Here is a 20,606-nt window from a genome sequence, read left to right as displayed (position 1 = left end):
GGCTCGGCCTCACATTCGGAAGACGCCGAAGCCGTCGGCGCCCTTGATCGGGGCATTGTGAATGGCCGACAGGGACATTCCCAACACGGTGCGGGTATCGCGCGGATCGATGACGCCGTCGTCGTAGAGCCGTCCGGACATGAACATGGCCAGCGATTCGGCCTCGATCTGCGCCTCCACCATGGCGCGCATGCCGGCATCGGCCTCCTCGTCGAAGGGCAATCCCTTCGCCTCGGCGGCCGCCCTGCTCACGATCGAGATGACACCGGCCAATTGGGCACCGCCCATGACCGCGGATTTCGCACTGGGCCAGGCGAAGACGAACCGCGGATCGTAGGCCCGACCACACATGCCGTAGTGGCCGGCGCCGTAGGACGCGCCCATCAGCACCGAAATGTGCGGCACCTTCGAGTTGGAGACGGCGTTGATCATCATCGCGCCGTGCTTGATGATGCCCTTCTGCTCATATTCCTTGCCGACCATATAGCCGGTCGTATTGTGCAGGAACAGCAGTGGCGTATCGGTTTTGTTCGCCAGTTGGATGAATTGGGTGGCCTTCTGCGACTCCTCGGAGAACAGCACGCCGCGCGCGTTCGCCAGGATGCCGATCGGATACCCGTGCAGCTGCGCCCATCCGGTGACCAGGCTGCTGCCGTAGCGCGGTTTGAACTCGTCGAAGTCCGAGTCGTCGACGATGCGGGCGATCACTTCACGCGGGTCGAACGGGATCTTCAGATCCGCGGGCACGATACCGAGCAGATCCTCCGGGTCGTAGCGCGGCGCGAGGACCTCGGCCCGCGGGGCGAGGCCCTGCTTGCGCCAGTTGAGCCGCTTGACGATGGCACGACCGATGCGGATCGCGTCCTGCTCGTCGACCGCGTAGTAGTCGGCGAGTCCGGAGATCTGCGCGTGCATGTCGGCGCCGCCGAGGGATTCGTCGTCGGACTCCTCGCCGGTGGCCATCTTGACCAGCGGCGGGCCACCGAGGAACACCTTCGAGCGTTCCTTGATCATCACTACATGATCGGACATGCCCGGGATGTAGGCCCCACCCGCGGTGGAGTTGCCGAACACCAGCGCGATGGTCGGAATCCCCGCCGCCGACGCCTGGGTCAGATCGCGGAACATCCGACCGCCGGGGACGAACACCTCCTTCTGTGTCGGCAGGTCCGCACCGCCGGACTCCACCAGCGAGATCACCGGTAGTCGGTTCTCCCGCACGATGTCGTTGATGCGCAGTGTCTTACGCAGTGTCCACGGGTTCGAGGTGCCGCCGCGTACGGTCGGATCCGGCGCGACGATCATGCATTCGACGCCCGCCACGACGCCGATGCCGGCGATGGTGCTCGCGCCGACGTGGAATTCGCTGCCCCAGCCCGCCAGCGGGCATAGCTCGAGGAACGGGGAGTCCTCGTCGATGAGCAGTTCGACACGTTCGCGTGCGGTCAGTTTTCCGCGTTTTCGATGCCTCGCCAACTTGTCCGGTCCGCCGCCCGCGATGGCCTTGGCGAACTCGGCCTCGACCTCGGTGAGCTTGGCGGTCATGGCCGCCGCTGCCGCCGCGTAGTCGGGCGAAGCGGTGTCCAACGTGCTGCGCAGAGTTGTCATGCTGTGTACCTCTTCGCATGACTGGTAGCACCGCGTGGTGCGAGCTGCTTGCTTCGGGTTCGACCGGTCATGCGATGTACCCCAATCGTCTCGCCGCCAGTCCGGTGAGGATTTCCGTCGTGCCGCCGCCGATCCCGAGAATGCGCATATCCCGGTACTGTCGCTCGATCTCGGATTCACGCATGTAGCCGAGGCCGCCGAAAAGCTGAACGGCCTGGTTGGCCACCCACTCGCCCGCCTCGACCGCGGTGTTCTTCGCGAAACACACCTCGGCGATCAGGTCGGTCTCGCCTTCGACGCTGCGCTGCACCACATCGCGGGTGTAGACGCGGGCGACATCGATCCGCCTCGCCATTTCGGTGACCGTGTTCTGCACCGCCTGCCTGCTGATCAGCGGGCGGCCGAAGGTCTCCCGGTCGCGTACCCACCGCAGGGTCAGGTCCAGGCAGCGCTGCGCGCTCGAATACGCCTGCACCGCGAGGCCGACGCGTTCACTGACGAACGCGCCCGCGATCTGGTGAAAGCCGGAGTTCTCCTGGCCGACCAGATTCTGCACCGGCACCCGCACATCCACATAGGACAGTTCGGCGGTGTCGGAGGCGAGCCAACCCATCTTGTCCAGTTTGCGGCTGACCGTGAAGCCTGGAGTGTTCTTGTCGACCACGAGCAGCGAGATGCCTCCGGAGCCCGGTCCTCCGGTGCGTACCGCCGTGACCACGTAGTCCGCACGCACACCGGAGGTGATGTAGGTCTTGGCGCCGTTGACGATGTAGTGCTCGCCCTCGCGATGCGCGGTGGTGGTCAGGTGCCCGACATCGGAGCCGCCGCCCGGCTCTGTGATCGCCAGCGAGCCGATCATCTCCCCCGCCAGGGTCGGCTTCACCCAGCGTTCGATCGCCTCGGCGTCGCCAGCGGCGATCAGGTGCGGCACGGAGATCCCGCAGGTGAACAACGAGGCGAACAGTCCACCGGACGCGCCGGCCTGGTGTATCTCCTCGCACACGATCATCGCGTCGACGGCGTCACCGCCGGAACCACCCGCGGATTCCGGGAACTGCACCCCGAGCAGGCCGAGGGCGCCGGCCTTCTTGTGCAGCTCGCGCGGGATCGCACCGTCGCGCTCCCAGCCGTCCAGATACGGCAGGATCTCGCGTTCCACGAAACCTCGTACCGTGGACCGCAATGCGCGGCGCTCCGGCGTCTCCCACGGTGTGGTCATCTGGTGTCCTCCCTCTCCTGACCGGGACCCTGCGTAGTTACGCGAGCTGCCGCCTCCGGGCCCTGACCGATCATGAGAGGAGCTCCACTGGAATGTCGAGGTGTCGAGACCGCAGCCATTCGCCGAGCCCCTTGGCCTGCGGATCGAAGCGGGCCTGGTAGGCCACGCCCTGACCGAGCAAACCTTCGATGATGAAATTCAGCGCCCGCAGGTTGGGCAGGACGTGCCGGGTGACGGTCAGCGCGGCCGTCTCCGGAAGCAGCGCTTTGACCCGATCCACCGTGAGCGTATGCACCAGCCAGCGCCACTGCTCATCCGTGCGCACCCATACGCCGATATTCGCGTTGCCGCCTTTGTCGCCGCTGCGGGCCAGCGCCAACGCGCCGAGCGGCGCGCGACGAGTAACGCTCGGCGGCAATGGTTCCGGGGCCGGCGGCTCGGTCACCTCCGCCGGTTCCACCGAGTCGGTGGACGGCGCGACGGCCACGCGCGTGCCGTCGGGCAGGACCGCCAGGTGCGCCACCTCGGTGGCATCGACGAATCCTGGCGTATAGACGCCGTAGGGAGATCCGTTGCCGGGCAGGGTGGTGAAGCTGCATCCCGGATAGCTGGCCAGTGCCAGTTCCACCGCGACATTGGAGAACGCGCGACCGACCTTGTTCGGGTCCGCATCGCGGACCACGCAGCGCAGCAACGCGCTGGCCTGTTCTTCGGTGTCGGCGTCCGGCCGGTCGAGTCGGGCCAGAGTCCAGGTCAGTTCGGCGGGTCGGGTCGGCAGCCAGGCTTCGAGTTGTCGTTGCGCCAGTTCGGCTTTCGCCTCGATATCCAGCCCGGTGAGAATGAACTCCATCTCGTTGCGGAAGCCGCCGAGCGTATTCAAGGAGACCTTCAGTCGCGGTGGCGGCGCCTCCCCGGTGACGCCGCTGATCAGTACCCGATCCGAGCCTTCCCGGTCGAGCTGGATGGTGTCCAGCCGGGAGGTGACGTCGGGTCCGGCGTAGCGGGCGCCCTGGATCTCGTACATCAGTTGGGCAGCGACCGTGTCGATGGTGACCGCGCCGCCGGAGCCTTCGTGCTTGGTGATGACACTGCTGCCGTCCCGGCGGATTTCGGCGATCGGAAAGCCCGGCCTGCCGAGATCGGCGAGTTCGGTGAAGAAGGCGTAGTTGCCGCCGGTGGCCTGGGTGCCGCATTCGATGACGTGTCCCGCCACGACCGCGCCGGCCAACCGGTCGTAATCGGCTCGGCCCCAGCCGAAGTGCGCGGCAGCCGGACCGACGACCACCGACGCGTCGGTGACGCGGCCGGTGACCACGATGTCGGCGCCCGCGTTCAGGCATTCGACGATGCCCCACGCGCCGAGGTAGGCATTGGCGGTCAGCGGCGCACCGAAGCCGAGTTCGCCCGCACGCGCGACCAGGTCGTCGCCCTCGACATGCGCGATCGTCGCGTCCACCCCGAGTTCGGCCGCGACTTCGCGCAGCTTCTCCGCCAACCCGGCGGGATTGAGGCCACCCGCGTTCGCGACTATCCGCACGTTGCGTTCCACGGCGAGCCCGAGGCAGTCCTCGATCTGCTTGACGAAGGACTTGGCATAGCCCAGGCTCGGATCCTTCATCCGATCCCGACCGAGGATCAGCATGGTCAGTTCGGCGAGATAGTCACCGGTGAGTACGTCGAGGCGGCCACCCTCGAGCATCTCGCGCATGGCCCCGAACCGATCACCGTAGAAGCCGGAACAGTTGCCGATCCGAAGGACATCGGGGTCGGCGGCGAGCATACTCATCAGCGGGAATGCCTCCTGTACGGCGACTGGACATTCGTCCTGGCAATCCTTGCGGCGAACCGCGGGGCACGGCCGCGTGCCGCACCCGAGGAGTCCACGTTCCGCGTCCAGCATCACACTCGGTTCGGAAAAAAGCAAGCGTGCGTGCTTGTTAATCGCTGGGGCGACAAACGACGCACACCGCGACGGCCGAGCATGAGGCGCACACCGGCACGAAGCCTAGATGTGGCAACGACACCTGGGTGGGATGAACGTGCCTACACCGACGGCCAGTGCGGCATCGACGAGAGTCATCGACGGGCTTACATGGGCCAGAAGGCCGCTTCAACGCGTCGCCGACGCCGGAAAAGGGGTCCTCGACCGCATCCACACTCTGGGCCGACATCAGAAGAGGCAGCCGAGCGCGCACGTAGCAGAGGTTGATGACGACCGCCGCCGATACGAATGCCAGGCCGCCGAGGCCTGCCACGGTAGTGAAACTCATCGAGGCGCCCTCCCTGCTCCAGCGGTGCTCAGAGATATACGGCGACAACCTCGTACAGGGGGAACTACGCGAGACAACCGACTTCCCGGTGGAAAGAATCGCCCACACAACAGGTTCGGATCGATCGAGACCCCGCGCTACCACTTCGCCCGGCACGTCGGCACCACCCTCAGGTCGTATCGGATGACCTTCCGCGAGATGCCTTCTGACGACAACGAGACTCGCGAACGAAACCGACCCGCAGAACCCTGCGCATCGAGCGCCACCAGCGATGACCACCCACGGCACGGCGAGCGCGCGGACATGGAGCAAGATGAGCACGGTGCCCACCGACGTCACTGTGATCGTTCTGTTCGCCTTGGCCGGCTTCCTCCTCGGCGGCGCCTACACCACCTGGAAGACCGCCCGCCCGCTGGCCATCGCGCTCGCGGCCTGCGCCGTTCTCGCGGCGGGTGGCGCCTGCGCGTGGTGGCTCGGTTAACCCTCCGACAGCCGGAATATGCGCAGGTCCGACGGCACCCCATGGAGCGGAGCCGCGAAGAAACCGCGGCGGTACGGCTTGACCTCGAAACCCAGATCCGCCAGCGTCTCGGGTCGCAACGCACGCAGCGTCGCATCGGACACCATCGTGTTACCGTCGCCGCCCGCCTCCATGACCCGAGCCGCGATCGTCACGTCCACGCCGAGCCAGTCACCGCCGATCTCGCGTGGCGAGCCGGTGTGCAGGCCGATCCGCATTTCCGGCCGATAGCCGCGCACCTGCAGGCCGGCCAAATTATGCTTGGCGCGCACCGCGGCGCGCACCGCCCGGTCCGCGGACGGGAAAACCGCCATCACACCGTCGCCCATGCGCTTGACAACTTGCCCGCCGCGCTCGGCGATCGGCGGTTCGATGGTCGTGGCTACCCGCCGCAGCAATTCGAGGGTCGCCTCATCCCCCGCCGACAGCGACCAACTGGAGAAGGCCACCAGGTCGGTGAACATGATAGTTATCTCCTGGCTACCTTTTCCGCGGCCGACTCGTTCCAGCATCGCCTGCCACACCTGCAAAGCACCGAAACCGATTTCGCGGGCCGCGCTCGGCGTGTCACCCACCAGTTTGTCCGCGGCCCGTGCGACCGCGCGCGCACCGCCGGGACCCGACACCGACAGCGGGTCACCGAACGCCGGGTCACCAGGCAATTGTTCTCTGGCCTTACGTAATACACCGATCAGATCCGTCCGCTGACCTGCCGCGTTCCGCAGCGCCGCGAGCTGGCCGCGCGGCACACCCACGAGCGAACGGCTGCGCGAATCGGACTCTTCGGACGGCGCCAACGGAATAACAACCTCGGGCCGAACATCAGCATTGCCATCGTCAGCATTGCCTTCCGGCCCCACCCCGGGTTCCGCGCCACCGGAAGGTGTTTCACTCACATCCCGAGCGTATCTCAGCCGACTTGACGTCGGCAGACTACCGATCATCGCCATCTGCCACCTCCGGAGCACACTCCAGCGAGCACATCACCGGGCCCGGCGTGGATAACGAGCTAGTTGCCGCCTCGATGCTACGGGGCCGGCACGGACCGTGGAAGCGACGAGATACACAGTTTCCTCGATGTTCACAAGGACCGTGCACGAGCGCGACCCCGGTGACAGCACTATCGGCCCGGCGCGATGGGGTCGCACCGGGCCGATAGCCGCACCGTCCGCCGGGCAGTGGCGGGCCGGTCGAAGGGACACGCGAACCTCCCGACAAGGTCGACGGCCCGCAACCCGAGTGGCGAGGAAAGGCACTCGCCGAAACTGCGCGCTAGGCGTCGCGCTGATTCACTGAGACAATCGCCACACCGAACACGATCGCGACAAATACGGCGAAATACAGCAGGCTGCCCCACGGCCCCCAACGCCAGTTGGCCGTGGTCTCGGCGGCACTGTAGAAGTGGCTCGCGTTGGCGAACGGCAGGAACGGGGTCACATTGCGGCCGAAACTGCCGAACGCCCCCAGCAGGGTCTCGATGAGCAGCGGCCACAGCACGATCAGCGAGATCGCGGCGGCGGACTGCCGCACCAACACGCCGACGCCGACCGCGAGGACGATGCAGAGGAAGGCATAGATCGCGGTGCCGTAGACCTCACGCCACTCGGCCGAACTCGACAAGGCCAGGGTCGCGCCCGCGGCTGGACCACCGAGCGCCTTGGCGACCAGGTAGGCGAGGAGCACCAGGACGATCGTCAGCACAGCGCCGTATACCCCGACCAACCCGGCCTTGGTCGCGATCACCTTGGCTCGATGCGGGGTGGCCTGGAAGGTCGTTCGGATGATGCCGAAGCGGTATTCGCTGGTCACGGTGAGTGCCGCCATGATCATCAGGACCATGACGCCGAAACCGCTGACTCCCGTCGCGGCAGCCGAGATGGTCAGATCGAACGCGCCCTGCTCGCCATGGGACGCCCGCGCCACCGAGGCGAGCAGCGCGGCCATGCCGAGTGCGAGGGCGACGACGATCGCCGAGCACCACCACGGCGATCTGGTCGAGGTGAGTTTGATTCGTTCCGCAGCCAGCACGCCCATCAGAGCGCACCTCCCATCGCTGTGTAGTGCGCGGTGTCTTGTGCGGTGCCGCCGGCCGCCGCCGGGCCCGTCACTCCGGTCGGATCGAAGTCCGCACCGTGGTACTGCACGGCGCCGCCGGTCATCCGCATGAACGCCTCCTCCAGCGAGGCACGCTGCGGGGCCAGCTCGTAGAGCGTGATGTCGTTCGCACCCGCCAACTTGCCGACCGCGTCACTGAGCACGCCCGCCACCACCAGCGCAGGGCCGTCCTGGCCCGAGCCGTCCTCGCGGACGGTCATCCCATTCGAGGTGAGCAGGCTGCGCAGCTGGTCGAGCTGCGGGCTGCGCACCCGCACCGACTGCTCCGAAGCCCGCTCGATGAATTCCTGCGTGGTCGAGTCCGAGATGAGCCTGCCGCGGCCGATCACCACCAGATGCTCGGCAGTCTGTGCCATCTCCGAGAGCAAGTGGCTGGAGACCAGCACCGTACGGCCCTCGGCGGCCAGTCGCTGCATAAAACGGCGGATCCAGAGGATGCCTTCCGGGTCGAGGCCGTTGACCGGTTCGTCGAACAGCAGCACCTGCGGGTCGCCGAGCAGCGCACCGGCCAAGCCGAGCCGCTGCGACATACCGAGAGAGAATCCGCCCGCGGCCTTGCCGGCCACCTCGGACAGGCCGACCAGCCGCAACACCTCCTCCACCCGGGACTTGGCGATGTCGTTGGAGGCGGCCATCCACTCCAGGTGGGCACGGGCCGACCGGTTCGGATGCACCCACTTGGCATCCAGCAGCGCACCGACGGCACGAAGCGGATGGTCCAGTTTGTGATACGGCTTGCCGTCGATCAGGGCGGTGCCCGCAGTGGGCTTGTCCAGTCCGAGGATCATCCGCATGGTGGTCGATTTACCCGCACCGTTCGGGCCCAGGAACCCGGTCACCTGTCCTGGCCGAACGGTGAAGCTCAAATCCTGCACCGCGACGGTCTGCCCGTAATGCTTGGTCAGGCCTTTCAGCTCGATCATGCTGTCAAGCATTCCGTATGACGCCGCCGCGCGCGTCCCTACAAAGTGCCGGGTTCGGTCATCCTCGAGGATGACGTCGAGTATCGAGGTGAGTACATGCCCGGACATGCATGTGTTTGAACTGGGGATTTCACTCATACGGACGCCCTTGAACGGGGATTGTGCTCACAATGCCCGCGAGCGAGGGGCTACAACGTGACCCCGACCCACGATGCGAAATTCGCGAGGCTGTCCGTCCGGCGCCGCTCGGCCGCTGCAATCGCGTGCAGCGTCTCGCGCACTGATGGGTGTAGGCGGGTCTGCTGCGGTGCGACAGCTCGAGCGGCACCGAGTGCGCGCAAGGCCTTATCCGGCTGTCCGACGAGCACCCATGCGCGGGCAACGTCCTGCCAGTGGTGACCGGCGCGCGGTGGCGCGATCTCCACCGGCAGGATCAGCGCCGAGCCTTCTCGGGCCGCGCGGTCGGGGTCGCCGGATTCGAGGGCGACGGCCGATGCATGGATACCGACGTTTCCAGGGCCGAACAGCGTGCCGTACAGGTCCGACTCACGGCGTATCGGCGGCGTCAGGGCGCGCGCAGCGTCGATGTGGTCGGCGGCGGTGTCGGGCCGGATACCGCGGGCGGCGACGATCGCGCCGCACAGGTGCCCGTATCCGCGTACGGCGTTCGCGGCTTCGTCGTCGCCCTCGATCATGTCGATACCTTGCTCGACCAACCGTAGGCCAACGTCATTTGCGTTGTGATACATAAGGATTCGAGCACGCTTGATCTTGGCCTGTGCCGCATAGAGCGGATCATCGGCGCCTGCGGCGGCCCACTCGAGGCGGTCCAGCACGGACGGGGCAAGGTTGGTGAATCCGAACCGGCGGCAGAGCCGTTCAGCGGTCACGTGCGCAGCGCATAGCAGCGAGAACACCTTCCCGCGGTCGTTATCCGAGGCGTGGAGCGCACCATACAGTTGACGTATCAGAACCGGAATCCGCGCCAGAGCAGCCCGCCCCTTGTCGTTGCGATAGGCGAGGTCAATTGCTGCCATTTCGGCCGCGAGTTCGGCGAGTGAGAGCGGTTCGACCGCGCGCACGTACGGGCCTTCGGCGATCACGGCCCGCAGTTCTGCGATGCCCTCGAGCGGGCCGTCCTCGTTCATGAGGTCGTAGTACGGCGCACCGGTCAGGTGCTCAGACTCGACGCCGAGCGCCGACGCAACAGCAGCCACGAACCCCGGCGAGGCCGGTTCCCGGTTTTGCTCGACCGCGCGCACCATCGACACGCTGTATTGGGCACGCTGGGCGAGTTGCACCTGTTTCAGTCCAGCGAGTTTGCGCAGGCTGGCGATACGGTCACCGGTCGTCGTCACCGCGGACCTCCGTAGCTGGGGAGTTCACATTGGTTCACGCCCGAGGGTACCGAATCACGCCAGGTCACCCGAGTTCTGTTACTCGACTGGCACTCCCGCTCACCAGTAACGGCGAACGTGATGTAGGCCCGCCGCCGGGATGCGGCCGATCTTCTCGGTTTCCCCGGCGTCGGGTGCCCACCAACACCACAGAGCACCAGGGGGTACGAAATGTCCGAACACGTCACACTGTTGATCGTCGTAGGGACCACATTCTTTTTGGACTGGGTGATCTTCGTCGGCCTCCCATACGCCTTGAACCATCTCGGCGGTTGCCACGCCGGACCCGAAGGGCTCTACAGCCTGCAGCAGGCACACGAGGTAATGCAGGACCTCATCAACTGCGATGCCGACAATTGCGCGGCCAAACGCGCCGCCATGGACGTCCTCATCGCCGCAAAACATTTCGTCCCTGCGAGGGCTCGATGATAACCCTTGCTGACACTGAACAGTGGCACCATTTCCACCGTAACTTCCCCTGCGAGAGCATATTTCGATCACTGAACGAGGCTGACTTCGTCGCCGGCGTACGCGCCGACCACGGCTCGGCCTGCCTGCAATGCCTATTGGCATCCGCCTACATCTCCGGCTCAGGGGACAGGACCGACCATGCCGAATAACAACGACCCCATCGGCATCAGCCAAAGCCACTTCGACGGCACACTATCGATCATCGGCGCAGATGGCTGGCCGCTCAGCCCCGAGGAAACCGCCGAACTACTCGACGACACCAGTGCCGACCAGTCACCGAAGCTGCTCCAACGCGTACATGACGCCCTGCGCCTACCGGAGAGGAAAGCCGATGACACTCAGTAGATTGCCGACGATCGTGCTGAGAGCCTCACCCAGGATGAGAACATCGCGGCAGCCAGGGCCGAGCCGGAGACCGAGCCGGATCGGTGTCGAGTCCGAATTATGGTCAAGTCGCAGCGACAAGCACGATCACGGCGCTGAGTGCCGCGGCGGAGTCCAGAAGAGCATGGGAGCGAGCCGTGATGCTCGCGTCGCGCGCGGTCAGCGCGGCGTCGATGTCTTCGGATCGGCGCCCGCGCGGCAGATTCGACATCAAACTCCGGAGGGTGTCGATGCGGTATCCGGCGCTGCGTAGTTGGTGGACTATCCGTGCGTCCCGAACCTGGGCGGGGGCGTAGCGTCGCGTTCCTTGCGCGGCGACCCGATCAGGAACAACCAGCCCCTCGGCGTCCCAATGCCGCAACGTCGACGCGCGCACCCCGAGTGCGGCGGCGAGTTCGGACACGCCCATCGAGTCCGATGGACGTACGTCGTCGATCGGCTCGGCGGCGATCGCCTCGGCCGCCCGTTTGGCCAGCGCGAGGTCCCTACGCTCGCGATCGAGCCCAGCGTGTGCCGCATCTAGGAGCGCGAGCAGCTGTGCGATCGGGCGCTCATGCGCGGCGCGAACGATCCGCTTGGCCGCGAGCGGACCGACGCCAGCGGCCAGTGCTCGATAGGCCAGCGCGGACCGTAGGTGAATCTCTCCGTACCGGCGGTAGCCCGCGCGGGTGCGCAGCGCCGGCGGCAACACACCGTCGCGCTCGAGGTTGCGTACCTGCTGCACGGAGTATCCGACACCGCGCGCGACATCGACGGTGCGTAGCGATGAGTTGAGAGTTGACACCCTTTCATCCCTCGATATCTGGCCTGAAGTCTCCACAAGCACCTTAATGAAACGCTGGAGAACATGACCATCGACGAGATCATCGCCTTCGTAGCCGCACTCGACGGAGTCCTCACCGTCAGGCCGGGACCCGACGACGGCTCACCCGAGATCAGCTGGGGCGATACGTTCTTCTACTACGCACCGAGCGGTGTCGCGCCGACCACCACTCAGCCCTTCGCGACGATCGTCACGAAGAACTACCCGGGCGACGAGAAGTCGCGGCTGGACAGCCCAGCGGCGTTCCGGGTCAATGTCGCGGCAGGCAAGGAATCGTTCATCCAGTGGACCGGCCGTGCGCCGCGCGAAACAGCCGACGACGTCGACCCCAGCGTTACCGACACCGTGATCGCACATCCCGTCTACGGCTACGCCGGCTGGCTCGCGGTAGTGAACCCGGCCGAGCGCACCGAAACGACAACCCGAGAACTGCTGCGCACAGCATATGACCTCGCTCGCTCACGCTATGAGCGACGTGCTGGGGCAACGAACTGACGCTATGGCGAGCCCGGATCGGTTATCTCACTCCAGTGCGCGATATCGATGGCCTTGGTGAGCAAGGTGGTGCGCTGGGATGAGACGTCCCAGGGGGTTCCGGTTGGTTCGAGGGTCAGGAGAACGACGATTTTCTCGTCGTGTTCGCCGACCGTGCCGGTGGTGTGCATCGCTCGCTTGCCGAGGTCGATCGCGGGTGTGCTGGACGGGGCGGGGTCGAGGTCGCCCCGGCCGGTACCGATGCCGTCGCGGCCGAGCAGGATCGGACTCTCGGCAGCGACGTCCACAGCTTCGGACGGAATCGGCGGTGCCGGGTCCTCGGGTGCGCAGATGTTGTCGGGCTCGGGTGTGTCACCGAAGCCGGACCAGCCCTGTTTGACGCTGATGGGCCTGCCGAGGGCCCGAGCGAGGCCGAAGGATTGGTCGAATCCGTCCTGACCGCATCGCGTCGATTCGTGCAGGTTGCTCATGATGAAATCACGGACCGCAGGACTGGCGGAGTCGAGGATATAGCGGTAGATCGTCACTACATCGGCGGCGCTGATCGCCGTGTAGCCCCACATCCCGCGGTCGGCCGGCGGCATGGTGTCGGTCAAGCCGAGTTTCGCGACCATCCGTTCGACGATCTCGTCCCACCCGTTCTCGACCCACAGATAGCTGGCCGCGTCGTCGTCGCTGGAGCGCAGCATCGCCTGTAGCCGGGACACCGCATCGGGCGACAAGGCCTGTGGATCATGCGATTCCAGGTAGTCGAGCGCGATCAGCAGTTTGACCACCGAGGCGGCCCGGTACTGCTTGTGCTCGTCGAATTGCACGCGCACAGCGCCGGTCGTGCGATCGAAGACCATGTAGCTCGCCTCCACCCCGATCGGAATCGCATCCGCGATCGGGTCGGCGAGAGCAGAAGCAGCACCACCGGCCGTCCAAGCCGTGGCGGCGGCGAGCGCGGCGGCGAGCCGGGACGCGGTACGTCGGCGGAGTTGTGCCGCCTCGGCGCGGAAGACCATGAGCTCCTCTGGATGTCGGAGGCAGATTGTGCCCACTGCGAAGACGCTGCACCTTAACGCAGCACGCGGGCACACAGCACACCAGACTCATTGTGCTGCAATTCATCTCCATCGCTGTGCGAGCCAACGGGTGATAGGGGGCACACTCGATCAAAAGCTTGCCGAAGTGCGCAGTCGGGTTGATGCACACCTCACGACCGAACCGGTGCGCTGATTCGAGCATCGTCGAAAGCTCTGGCAGACAGCCCTTTCGAGCAACGAACGCGTGTCTGAATCGATGACATTCCAGAATTGCGGGGTCGGCGCATCGCGGGATTGATCACCGCCGCCCGCGGCGGCGAGGGTCGCCCGTCAGCTGACTTCGCGCACTAATCCGGACGGGTGATCCGGCCGGTGTGCCCCCACTGGTGGTACGGACGATCCCTTGGCAGCGGCCGAGGCCATGCCTAGGCTGAGTTCACGCGTGACCAACGTCGAAGGGTGTCGACTCGTGCTCAGTTTGGATCTGCATCCAATCTTCCGTAACAACCGTGATATCGATGTGGCCATGCGGCAATTCCTGATCAGGGCCGCCCGGTCCGGTGCACCGGTCGCCGAGATCGTCCCAGGCAAGGGCTCGGGGCAGCTGCAAAGCCGCGTCCTGAGTTTCCTCGATCAAAAACACATCAAGAAGCTGTATGCGCGCCGGGAGCCCGACCCGAACAATTCCGGCCGCGTCCTCGTGTACTTCCATTAGGCCTCGCCCGCGAAGCTAGCGTGGCGCCGAGAGGGCGTATACCTAGCCGTGCGGCGAATCCGAGCAAACCGTCCGTCTGCCTTTGCCGCTGAGCAATACACCGATTCATGGCCCGGCGTGCGGGCACAGGATGGTCGAGCTTTCACAGTTCATTGATCGCTCCCGCGAAATCGGTATACGCGCCAGAGCGAGCCGAGCGGCGATGCCACGCAACGCCCGTACTCTCCGTGCTGTCGGTCGCCACCGCGCCAATGCCGCACCGCGAAACGAGCCCGATGCCAGATGTCGACGCGAATTTGCCGCACATGTGGGGATTTCCCCACTGCTCCGGTCTCAGGCGCCGGCGAGAGAATTGACCGACCAACCGGAGGGTACGGGGCGACCCCGGCCCCGGATACCGCGGGCAGAGATTGTGCCTGTCGACAACGTCGGCACGAGCAGACGGACGGCCCGCTGCGACGAAACACATTCCATCGAGGTGGAACGGCTGCCGCGCACAATGCCGCACGAAACATCGAGCGGTGATACGAGAGGAACGTACGGACTTGATCGCAGTCGGGATATTCACCAGTCGATCTGTGATCGCCGAACATTCGGGTCTCGATCCCGTGCTGAAATCATGAACTATTCGACCCCACCACTGCGCGTCGAATCCCCCTTTCGGAAACATCGCGGTGACCTGGTTTTCGGTCCGGAAACGGTGCTGCCACCAGCACGATCGAGGCCCCTACGGAAGATCGTCCGCATACTCGACAGCCATCTGAGCGGCCTCGTCACGACCAATGGCGACCTCGACGGGGTCGAGTTGGGATCGCTGTCCTTTGTCCGCGGCACCCTCGTAGACGCCCCAGACGCCCCCACCCATCTGCATGTGCGCCAGGTCGGCGAACCACCGTCGGTGGAAGACGTCGACTGCCTATCGGTAGTAACCGGTGTATGCCTGTTCGGCGGGTCCGGTTTGCACGCTTACGATCGCGGCGGGAAGCCGACGGTCATGGAACGGCCCGGCATGCGGCCCGCGCAGCCAGCAAATCGGATTGCGGAGATCGAGCGCGGCGAAACGCAAATCTACGTACCGGAGGTGGTTGCCCGTCTCGGAAGAACGATGATCGCACTTGTCGTGTTGGCCGACCGGTACGGGATACGCGCAGATCTGTACATCCATATTCCCGGGCCGGAGTACAAACTCTATGCCGACGGCCTGTTTGCGGCCGGCCGAATGACCCGGAATGCCCGCCAGCAGTACCACAACCTCGTCGACGACGAAGCGCTTTCGATCACCACGCAATTCACGGACCTTTTCGAGAGCGTCGCGACCCGTCCTCCGACCTACGGTTCACCACTCGGCCGTGTGTTCCCCGCACACCCCGGTCTCGCGATGGCGTCCACCGACGTCCCGTCGACAATCCAGAACATTCTCGCGGCCAGCTACGTGAGCGCTTATCGCACCGCGGTCCGGGCGAACACCCTTCCGGTATTCGTGGACGACGTGGAGGAGTTACCCATCCTTCGAAACGCGCAGCAGCTGTCGGGTTTTCGCGGGATCGCGCTCTATCCGCTGCCGGCGTGCCTCAGCGGCAGCAAAGCCGGGAGCCTGTTCGACCACCACGGTGCGACCGGCGAGGAGATAGCGCAAGCGACCGCCCCCTGGCTCGGCAGGCGAGCCGGTTGACACCGATTCACCGAAACATTGTGTAGGACAACGACTCGAAAGTACCGCGAACCACACCAGGGGTGACAGCTATACGAGTCCGCCGCAGGTCGACGAGATTCGTACACGTCGGCTCATGGGAGAAGTCGAGCCGGTCCCTCACCGTCGTGCCTCGAAGAGAGACTGGACATCGGAGTGGAGGTGGTCGAGTGCGCTGCGATAGAGCTGGGGACCCACCGACACCCGGGCCACACCGATGGCACGAAGCTCGTCCAACGATCCGCCTCTCAGCGCAAGACCAGCGTTCACCGGTGCGCCGACCTCGGCGACGACAGCCCGGAGATCCTCCGGCCCGGCTCCGGGAAGAAACACGCAATCGGCGCCAGCCGACCAATACGCCGCAGCCCTGGTGATCGCATCAGCACGCTTTCGAGTCTCGACCAAAGGCGAGGTGGGGAAGAAGGAGTCCACCCGGGCGTTGATGACCAGCGGCACCCCGATACCGTCGGCGGCGGCACGCATCTGCGCGATGTAGGTGGCGCGGGCATCGGCGTCGATCAGGCCGCCAGCGGCGTGATCGCTGTCCTCGATGTTGCAGCCGACGGCTCCGATACCGCTCAGCAGTTCGACCAGTTCCTGCGGCCCCATTCCATAGCCGGCCTCGGCGTCGACAGTGACCGGGACGTCGACAGAGGCGACGATACGCCGGGCGACGAACATCATCTCCTCGCTCGGAGCGCCCTCGCCGTCGTCATAGCCCAGCGCGGCGGAGATCGCGTTGCTCGCGGTCGCTACCACCGGGAAGCCCGCGGCGACGACGGCGCGGGCGCTGCCCACGTCCCAGGCGTTCGGCAGTATTAGCGGAGCGCCTGGGATGTGCAGTGACCGAAGCAGTTTCGCTTTTTCGACCTGATCGGACATCGCAGTCTCAGTCGACAAGTGCGCCGGCGGACAGATTGGCGATTGTTCCGGTCATGGCTCCAGCTCGATCCGAAGCGAGGAACGCGGCCAGCTCTGCGACTTCAGCGAGCGTAGGCAGCCTCTTCAGTAACGTCGCCTGCGCCATCGCCCCGCCTTCGAGCATTTCCTGAACCGACTGCCCGGCCGCTGCCGCGGTTCGCGTGAAGAGATCCTTGGTGTAGGAACCCGCTGCTGGCGCGTCGACGACAGCGTGTGGACGGATGCCGACGACCTGGATATTGCTGGGCGCCAGCTCCGCGGCCAGAACCCGCGAGAACGCCTCCTTGCCGGCCGCGCTCACAGCGTGCCCCAGGATGCCGCCCACCGCCAGTTTGGAACCGGGCTCGGACAGAGTCAGGATGACGCCGGGACGTTCTCGACCCATGTGCGGCGCGACAGCCTTACTTGTGATGAACAGCGAGCGCAGAAAACCGTCGATCGGCCTCATGAACGCCTCCAACGAAAGGTCCGCCAGCACAGTCCCCTGGTCGTGCATGACACTCACGGCATTGAGGGCGATGTCTATGCTGCCGGCCGCTGCCGCGATCCCCTCGGCGTGCTTTTCGACCGCCGGTTGATCGAAAACGTCGACTTGCGCGGTCTCGACTGTTCCGCCCGCGGCGGCGATATCCCGTGCCAGGGCGTCGAGCTTCGCCTGCGTCCGCCCGGCGATGAAGACCCTCGCGCCTTCCCGGGCGAAAACCCGTGCGATGGCACCGCCTATAGCGCCCCCGCCCCCATAGATCACCGCGTTCTTCCCCTCGAGCAGCAATCCGCTCATATGTGTCCTCCAAGTGATTGATTTTCCGAATGAATACGCGGGCTCGGTGGTCACGCGATCGCCGCCGCGGGCTCTGCCGGGCCCGCGGCCACCGGCGGCTTCAGGAAGCCGGCGACCCAGGCGACCGGGATGGCGATCACCACAATGATCAGCCCGGTGATCACGGTGGATGAAGCGGTGCAGGCGCCGATCGTCCGCCACCGGCGGGCGGGCCCACTATGATTCCGCCGTGGTGACCAGCCGGTCAGTCGTGACGCTGACGCTGGATCTGTTCTGCGAGGCGCTTGATTCGGTTCAGGCGCGAATCCCAGGTATCGCCGACTGCCTTCAGTTGCCCGACCGCGCGGGAGAGCTGCGCTTCATCGACTTCGTAGCGTCGCTCCCGGCCCATCGGTGTCGCATGTACGAGACCGGCGCGGTCGAGGACGCCCAGGTGTTTGGTGACCGCCTGGCGCGAAATCGGGAGACAGTCGCTCAAGCTGGTCGGTGTGCCGAATCCCTCCGCGAGCAGCAGGTCGAGCAAACGGCGCCTGATCGGGTCGCCGATCGCCGACCAGAGCTTGTCGTCGACGGCGGCGGTCATCGCAGCGTGACAGTAGGGGCGTAGCTCTGCAGTCTGGGCAGGAACAGATCCCAGCCGCGCTCGTGATCGTGAAAGGCCTCCTCGAGCACCGCGGCTTCCCACCCCTTCTCTCGCCAGCCGCTCTCCGTCATGCGCAGAATCGTGCCGTCACCGGAGGGCTCGAGTTCGAAGGTGACCAGGAGAGAGTTGCCCGCATCGGGCAGTTGACCATCAGGAGCGACCCATCGGAACGCGAATGTGCGGGGCGGGTCCACATCGACCACCTTGATCTGGACAACCTGAGCGCGGTCGCCCCAGACCAGTTCGCCGACTTCGCCTGGCGCCGGCGTGAACGTCGCGTCATCGGGCCACCACATCCTGATGTGCTCGGGCCGGCTCACCACGTCGAACACGACCTCCGGCGCCGCGTCGATCTGGATCTCGCGCTGTAAATTTCCGAACTCCATCATGGACCTCCAATACGCAACCATCAATTGCGCATGACTCTAACCGTCCAGCTCAGAAATGCGCAACCTTTTGTTGCACAATGCGTTGCCGAGCGAGCTTCGATCGAGGGCCTCTCACAGCACCGGAGACGAGGCCTGAGCCCAGAACCGCTTGGGGATACGCCCTGCGTGCCGGGCCGAATACCCCGCCCGCACCGCGTCCGCCATGGCGGCGGCCATCAATTCCGGCTGCCGCGCCCTGGTCACCGCGGTCGCCAGCAGTACGGCCGAGCAGCCGAGTTCCATCGCCAACGCGGCGTCGCTCGCGGTGCCGATACCGGCATCCAAAATGACCGGGACTTTCGCGTCCGCGACGATCATCTCGATATTGTGCGGATTGCCGATGCCGAGACCAGTGCCGATCGGCGAACCCAGCGGCATCACCGCCGCACAACCCGCATCCGCCAAGCGGCGCGCCAAGATCGGGTCGTCGGTGGTGTAGGGCAGCACGACGAATCCGTCGTCGACGAGTTGTTCGGCGGCGGTGAGCAGTTCGATCGGATCGGGCAGCAGCGTACGTTCATCGGCCACCACCTCGAGTTTCACCCAGTGGGTGTCCAATGCCTCGCGGGCCAACTGCGCGGTCAACACCGCCTCAGCCGCGGTGCGACAGCCGGCCGTGTTCGGCAGCGGGGCGATGTTCAGTCGCTTCAACAGATCGAGGACGCCGGTGCCGCCCGCGGCATCGATCCGCCGCATCGCGACAGTGGTCAGTTCGGTGCCCGAGGCGATCAGCGCCTCCTCCAGCACGGTCAGATTCTCCGCGCCACCGGTTCCCATGATCAGACGGGAACCGAACTCGCGGTCGGCGATCCGCAGCGGGGCCACCGGGGAATGCTCAGCCACCCTGGACCGCCGTCAGCACCTCGATCTGCCAGCCGCGGCCGACCGGTTCGCCCCACCGCGACTTCGGGAATACCGCGCCATCCACCGCGAGCGCGACGCCCTGGCTCGGCAGATCCAATCGCGCCAGTAGCTCGCGTACGGTCAACGGTTCGGCGAACTCATGGTCGTCGCCGTTCACCGTGACACCGACGGGGACGGATGACAGCGTCATCGTATTCCTCCTACAGTCATCGAAAAGCGTTGCGGATCGGCAACTTTCGCTTCGGGCAGCGTTGCCCCGTCGAGCAGACTCGCCACCGCGTCCACGGTGAGCGGCAAGGTCAGCATGCCGTTGCGGCCGTGCCCGGTGGCCGCGATGATCCGTTCGGTGAGTCTGCCGATCAGCGGCAGGTTGTCCGGACTGCCCGGCCGCGAGCCCGCGCTCGCCTCGGCCAACTCGTATTCGCCGATGCCAGGAAAGATCGCCTCCGCATCGGCGATCAGATCGCGGACGCCCGCGACGGTCACCGCGGTGTCGAAGCCGGCCTCGTACTGGGTGGCGCCGACCACGATCCCCTCCGCGCGCGGAACCAGGTACACCGCCCTGCCGTGCACCCTTGCCCGGATCACGCGACCCGGCGCGGGGGCGACACCCGGCCTGCGGCGCAGGCGCAGAATCTCGCCCTTGACCGGGCGAACCGGCAACTGCGGCCACAACCCGGCCGAAGCAGCGCCCGCAGCGAGCACCACCTGGTCGTGCGGAAGTTCGGTCAGCGAGTCGACGGACTCGGCGCGAACCTGGACACCCGCCGCGTCGGCCGCCTGCCGCAATCCGGACAACAGGCCGCGATTGTCGATGGCGGGTTCGGCGGGGGCGAGCAGCGCGGCCCGGACCGTACGCGCCAAACTCGGTTCCAGTTCGCGAACTCCCGCTCGGTCCAGCATCCGCAGTTCGTGCCCGCGGTCACCGACCCAGTCGGCCACGGTGCGTAGGTCGGCGGCGTCGGCCGCGTCCAGCGCAACGGTCATGGTCTGGTCGGCGACGAAGACCGAGACCCCGGTCGCCGCGTGCAGCCGGGCGGCGAACTCCGGCCAGCGGGCCAACGAGGCGGCGCCGAATTCGAGCACCCGGTCCTCCCCCGGCCAGCCTTCGGAAAGCGGTGCGAGCATTCCCCCCGCAACCCAGGAAGCGCCGGTGCCGACCGTGGAGTCCCACAGGGTGACCGACCAGCCCGTCTCCGCGGCTCGCCAGGCCACGGCGAGCCCGATGGCGCCGCCACCGACGACGGCCAAAGTCCGCATTCGATCCACCTGCCTCCTATTCGCATCCCCACGGTAGCGCGGCTACGGTCG

At 66.0% G+C, this 20,606-nt stretch carries 22 protein-coding genes; 6 read left to right on the top strand and 16 right to left on the bottom strand.

Annotation, left to right across the window (positions count from 1 at the left end; translation table 11 throughout):
- Positions 1–9 precede the first annotated feature (9 nt).
- From AB0C34_RS10565 to AB0C34_RS10555, 3 genes are all read right to left on the bottom strand, one after another.
- Positions 10–1,608: a carboxyl transferase domain-containing protein gene (locus AB0C34_RS10565; protein ID WP_357069665.1), complete on the bottom strand. Its 1,599-nt coding sequence runs from the start codon at positions 1,606–1,608 to the stop codon at positions 10–12.
- A gap of 67 nt (positions 1,609–1,675) precedes the next feature.
- Positions 1,676–2,827: an acyl-CoA dehydrogenase family protein gene (locus tag AB0C34_RS10560; RefSeq protein ID WP_357069663.1), complete on the bottom strand. Its 1,152-nt coding sequence runs from the start codon at positions 2,825–2,827 to the stop codon at positions 1,676–1,678.
- A gap of 70 nt (positions 2,828–2,897) precedes the next feature.
- Positions 2,898–4,613: an acyclic terpene utilization AtuA family protein gene (locus AB0C34_RS10555; protein ID WP_357069661.1), complete on the bottom strand. Its 1,716-nt coding sequence runs from the start codon at positions 4,611–4,613 to the stop codon at positions 2,898–2,900.
- A 797-nt stretch (positions 4,614–5,410) separates the two neighbouring features.
- Here AB0C34_RS10555 and AB0C34_RS10550 point away from each other — a divergent pair.
- Complete coding sequence (locus tag AB0C34_RS10550; protein WP_357069659.1) at positions 5,411–5,578, top strand: hypothetical protein; 168 nt, start codon at positions 5,411–5,413, stop codon at positions 5,576–5,578.
- On the opposite strand, the gene AB0C34_RS10545 is transcribed toward AB0C34_RS10550, so the two are convergent.
- The 4 genes from AB0C34_RS10545 to AB0C34_RS10530 all read right to left on the bottom strand — a co-directional run bounded on the left by AB0C34_RS10545 (position 5,575) and on the right by AB0C34_RS10530 (position 10,013).
- Positions 5,575–6,372, bottom strand: coding sequence for an adenylate/guanylate cyclase domain-containing protein (locus AB0C34_RS10545; RefSeq protein ID WP_357070133.1), 798 nt, complete (start codon positions 6,370–6,372; stop codon positions 5,575–5,577). The two genes, AB0C34_RS10550 and AB0C34_RS10545, sit on opposite strands and share 4 nt — an antisense overlap.
- 517 nt (positions 6,373–6,889) lie before the next feature.
- Entirely contained in the window at positions 6,890–7,651 is a 762-nt protein-coding gene (locus AB0C34_RS10540) for an ABC transporter permease (protein ID WP_357069658.1), read from the bottom strand.
- Positions 7,651–8,655 (bottom strand): ABC transporter ATP-binding protein, encoded by a 1,005-nt coding sequence (locus tag AB0C34_RS10535; protein WP_357069656.1) that lies wholly within the window; start codon positions 8,653–8,655, stop codon positions 7,651–7,653. Before AB0C34_RS10535 ends, AB0C34_RS10540 begins: the two co-directional genes overlap by 1 nt.
- Positions 8,656–8,843: 188 nt before the next feature.
- Positions 8,844–10,013, bottom strand: a complete 1,170-nt coding sequence (locus tag AB0C34_RS10530; protein WP_357069654.1) for a helix-turn-helix transcriptional regulator — start codon at positions 10,011–10,013, stop codon at positions 8,844–8,846.
- A gap of 210 nt (positions 10,014–10,223) precedes the next feature.
- Between AB0C34_RS10530 and AB0C34_RS10525 the strand changes: the two genes are divergently transcribed.
- Complete coding sequence (locus tag AB0C34_RS10525) at positions 10,224–10,481, top strand: hypothetical protein (protein WP_357069652.1); 258 nt, start codon at positions 10,224–10,226, stop codon at positions 10,479–10,481.
- 180 nt (positions 10,482–10,661) lie between these two features.
- Positions 10,662–10,868 carry a hypothetical protein gene (locus AB0C34_RS10520; RefSeq protein ID WP_357069650.1) on the top strand — a complete coding sequence of 69 codons (207 nt, stop codon included), beginning with the start codon at positions 10,662–10,664 and terminating at the stop codon, positions 10,866–10,868.
- Between the two features lie 103 nt (positions 10,869–10,971).
- On the opposite strand, the gene AB0C34_RS10515 is transcribed toward AB0C34_RS10520, so the two are convergent.
- On the bottom strand, positions 10,972–11,691 hold the full coding sequence (locus AB0C34_RS10515) for a MerR family transcriptional regulator (protein WP_357069648.1): 720 nt from the start codon (positions 11,689–11,691) through the stop codon (positions 10,972–10,974).
- Positions 11,692–11,754: 63 nt separating this feature from the next.
- Between AB0C34_RS10515 and AB0C34_RS10510 the strand changes: the two genes are divergently transcribed.
- Positions 11,755–12,225, top strand: a complete 471-nt coding sequence (locus tag AB0C34_RS10510; RefSeq protein ID WP_357069646.1) for a DUF6194 family protein — start codon at positions 11,755–11,757, stop codon at positions 12,223–12,225.
- 2 nt (positions 12,226–12,227) lie between these two features.
- Here the strand turns inward: AB0C34_RS10510 and AB0C34_RS10505 are convergent, their stop codons facing one another.
- Positions 12,228–13,268 (bottom strand): hypothetical protein, encoded by a 1,041-nt coding sequence (locus tag AB0C34_RS10505; RefSeq protein WP_357069644.1) that lies wholly within the window; start codon positions 13,266–13,268, stop codon positions 12,228–12,230.
- 427 nt (positions 13,269–13,695) lie between these two features.
- On the opposite strand from AB0C34_RS10505, the gene AB0C34_RS10500 reads away from it, so the two are divergent.
- Together AB0C34_RS10500 and AB0C34_RS10495 are read left to right on the top strand one after the other, a co-directional pair.
- Positions 13,696–13,968 carry a Smr/MutS family protein gene (locus AB0C34_RS10500; protein WP_357069642.1) on the top strand — a complete coding sequence of 91 codons (273 nt, stop codon included), beginning with the start codon at positions 13,696–13,698 and terminating at the stop codon, positions 13,966–13,968.
- 619 nt (positions 13,969–14,587) lie between these two features.
- On the top strand, positions 14,588–15,640 hold the full coding sequence (locus AB0C34_RS10495; protein WP_357069640.1) for a hypothetical protein: 1,053 nt from the start codon (positions 14,588–14,590) through the stop codon (positions 15,638–15,640).
- Positions 15,641–15,778: 138 nt separating this feature from the next.
- On the opposite strand, the gene AB0C34_RS10490 is transcribed toward AB0C34_RS10495, so the two are convergent.
- The 7 genes from AB0C34_RS10490 to thiO form a co-directional block, all read right to left on the bottom strand.
- Positions 15,779–16,540, bottom strand: coding sequence for an isocitrate lyase/phosphoenolpyruvate mutase family protein (locus AB0C34_RS10490; RefSeq protein WP_357069639.1), 762 nt, complete (start codon positions 16,538–16,540; stop codon positions 15,779–15,781).
- A gap of 7 nt (positions 16,541–16,547) precedes the next feature.
- The gene (locus tag AB0C34_RS10485; protein ID WP_357069637.1) at positions 16,548–17,360 is read right to left on the bottom strand and encodes an SDR family oxidoreductase; all 813 of its coding nucleotides are present in this window, start codon (positions 17,358–17,360) and stop codon (positions 16,548–16,550) included.
- Between the two features lie 244 nt (positions 17,361–17,604).
- Entirely contained in the window at positions 17,605–17,943 is a 339-nt protein-coding gene (locus tag AB0C34_RS10480) for a helix-turn-helix domain-containing protein (RefSeq protein WP_357069635.1), read from the bottom strand.
- Positions 17,940–18,392: an SRPBCC domain-containing protein gene (locus tag AB0C34_RS10475; RefSeq protein WP_357069633.1), complete on the bottom strand. Its 453-nt coding sequence runs from the start codon at positions 18,390–18,392 to the stop codon at positions 17,940–17,942. The genes AB0C34_RS10480 and AB0C34_RS10475 overlap by 4 nt, the downstream gene beginning before the upstream one ends.
- A 111-nt stretch (positions 18,393–18,503) precedes the next feature.
- Positions 18,504–19,274 carry a thiazole synthase gene (locus AB0C34_RS10470; protein WP_357069631.1) on the bottom strand — a complete coding sequence of 257 codons (771 nt, stop codon included), beginning with the start codon at positions 19,272–19,274 and terminating at the stop codon, positions 18,504–18,506.
- Complete coding sequence (thiS, locus tag AB0C34_RS10465) at positions 19,267–19,485, bottom strand: sulfur carrier protein ThiS (RefSeq protein ID WP_357069628.1); 219 nt, start codon at positions 19,483–19,485, stop codon at positions 19,267–19,269. Before thiS ends, AB0C34_RS10470 begins: the two co-directional genes overlap by 8 nt.
- Complete coding sequence (gene thiO / locus AB0C34_RS10460) at positions 19,482–20,555, bottom strand: glycine oxidase ThiO (protein WP_357069626.1); 1,074 nt, start codon at positions 20,553–20,555, stop codon at positions 19,482–19,484. The genes thiS and thiO overlap by 4 nt, the downstream gene beginning before the upstream one ends.
- Positions 20,556–20,606 lie beyond the last annotated feature (51 nt).

The organism is Nocardia sp. NPDC049220, from assembly GCF_040647855.1.
Taxonomy (GTDB): Bacteria; Actinomycetota; Actinomycetes; order Mycobacteriales; family Mycobacteriaceae; genus Nocardia.
Note: the sequence above shows the minus strand (reverse complement) of the source record. Positions and strands in the feature narration are given on the sequence as shown.